Origin of the sequence: Levilactobacillus fuyuanensis, from assembly GCF_003946395.1 — a bacterium.
Classification (GTDB): Bacteria; Bacillota; Bacilli; order Lactobacillales; family Lactobacillaceae; genus Levilactobacillus; species Levilactobacillus fuyuanensis.
This window is the reverse complement of sequence record NZ_RHNZ01000048.1, coordinates 1-1,871: the sequence shown is the minus strand read 5'-3', so window position 1 is coordinate 1,871 and position 1,871 is coordinate 1. Positions and strand designations below refer to the sequence as shown.

The 1,871-nt window shown below is 37.5% G+C and carries 3 protein-coding genes; 2 read left to right on the top strand and 1 reads right to left on the bottom strand.

Going from position 1 to position 1,871, the window contains the following annotated elements:
- The first annotated feature begins 81 nt into the window (after positions 1-81).
- A complete protein-coding gene (locus tag EKM73_RS13050) occupies positions 82-555 on the top strand; it encodes a putative immunity/bacteriocin fusion bifunctional protein (RefSeq protein ID WP_125702127.1) in 474 nt (157 codons plus the stop codon).
- A 439-nt stretch (positions 556-994) separates the two neighbouring features.
- On the opposite strand, the gene EKM73_RS12660 is transcribed toward EKM73_RS13050, so the two are convergent.
- A complete protein-coding gene (locus EKM73_RS12660; RefSeq protein ID WP_225360278.1) occupies positions 995-1,321 on the bottom strand; it encodes a hypothetical protein in 327 nt (108 codons plus the stop codon).
- A gap of 55 nt (positions 1,322-1,376) precedes the next feature.
- Here EKM73_RS12660 and EKM73_RS12995 point away from each other — a divergent pair, with 55 nt between their 5' ends.
- Positions 1,377-1,628, top strand: coding sequence for a transposase (locus tag EKM73_RS12995; RefSeq protein WP_089109983.1), 252 nt, complete (start codon positions 1,377-1,379; stop codon positions 1,626-1,628).
- The last annotated feature ends 243 nt before the right edge of the window (positions 1,629-1,871 follow it).

The following is a 1,871-nucleotide window of genomic DNA, read 5'->3' as shown; positions in this document are numbered from 1 at the left end:
AATGCCTGAACTAGCTTAGCAACTAGACCACTTCTAAGAATAGATTCTTAGTGTTGCACTTGATTTGACAATTGAGGGAAAATAAATAACTATTTAAATAATATAAAAAAACGTGGTTATACCAATGACCAAGACGCAGTCACACCATATAATTATCGTGCAACATCCTCAGTAGATCCTTCTATATCAACGGATGTTGTTTATAATGTTTACAAAAATAATGACAAAAATACTACAATATTAACTCAAACGGTTGTTGATAAGAGCAATAATAAGGTTGTAAGCTTCTCTGCTGAGCAAGGTACTACTAAGAGCACATCACCAAAAACCGAATTTTCCGCCTCAAACAATGAACTGAATCAAATTAATATTCTGGCGAAAAAAAAGACAAAGCATTTTAAATTTCATGGCAAAGAATTTTCATGCGGTATGGCTGGTGTGTTAGCTTGTGGTTCCTATTGTGAAGTTTGGGCTGCCGTAAATGGCATCGCAGGTTTAGCTTGCGCTGTCGTGTGTGGCGCTGCATCAGAAGGTGCATGTGCAATGAATCATTAATAAGAGGCAATTTTTATGAAAAAATATGAGAAAAATTTACTCTTTTACACGACTAAAAGTTTACCCATTTCGGGAATAATTGTTTCTGCAGGTGCTCTATTATATTTTGTTATTTATCAAAATAACTATACATGCGCAGCTGTTTTATATTCATTTATTCCGTTAATTGGCACTGTTCTAATTGCATTACCTTTCTGGATCCTTGTATATCGAATTAAGAAAGGTAATTCTCATTGATAAATAAAACCTATCTAAAGATAAATTACAAGTTCTAATGCTACACTTCAAGAAATTAAAGATGATTTATAAAAAAGTTCCAATGTAGACTTTTACATTGTCCGCAAGATAAAAGTCTACATTGGAACTATGTTAACTTTTAAAGTTTACCTGCGTGCTTTGAAAAAATACCCAATATTTGAATGTCTTGCTATGCGTTTTCCTATCTATCCGATTTATCAACAAATTCCATTATTTTAATCGCAATCACGGTTGGCAATCCGATCACTAACAGCTCGATACAAATCACCAAAAAGCTAGTAAGTATCGCCCCAATACATCTAACGGCGCCCCAACCCGTTAATTCAGGGTGCCAAGTGTCCCAAATCGACTTAAGGCCGGATCCGTGCAGCACCATCGGTACAATAACCCACATTAATAGCCCCAAGGTCGCCAGCAGCGTGATAATCCCCATCACCATAACAATAATGGTAATTGTCCGTTGTAAGGTACTCTTTTCAAGTTGGATGTAAGCTGATTCCTGAGACAACTTTTAAGAGAGCGTATAATGAATAAATCGTCTCTCAAAAGGAAGGAATTTTTACATGCCAACTCGTTACGACAAAGAATTCAAACAAAACATCATCAACCTATATAAACAAGGCGAATCAGCCGCCCAACTGGCCAGAGAATATGGCATTGGCTATTCAACCGTTCATAAGTGGATCCAGGGCCAAGCCAAAACTCAATCCGGTAAATCGCCAGACGAAATTAAAGCGATGGAAAAGCGGCTGGCTTCCCTGTCTGAGGAGAACGAAATCCTAAAAAAAGCCCTCGGCTTCCTTGCGCAGAGATAACCGATATCTTTGATTATATCCAACAAGAAAGCCAAAATTACCAGGTAACTAAGATGTGGCGAGTCATCGGGGTTTCAAGAGCGCATTACTATCGCTATAAAGCCCACAGGCCCTCAAAAAGAAGTCTGGAAGACAAAGATCTGAAACAGCTTTTAGAAAAGGCCATTAGGGTATACCCTAATGGTCTTTTTTATTTCTGTGCTATACTAGGAATTACAAGTGTTCATTAGAACTGTCCAAAAG

Coding starts and splice junctions, on each gene's coding strand:
- EKM73_RS12995 (WP_089109983.1), top strand. CDS start 1,377: ATGCCAACTCGTTACGACAAAGAATTCAAACAAAACATCATCAACCTA.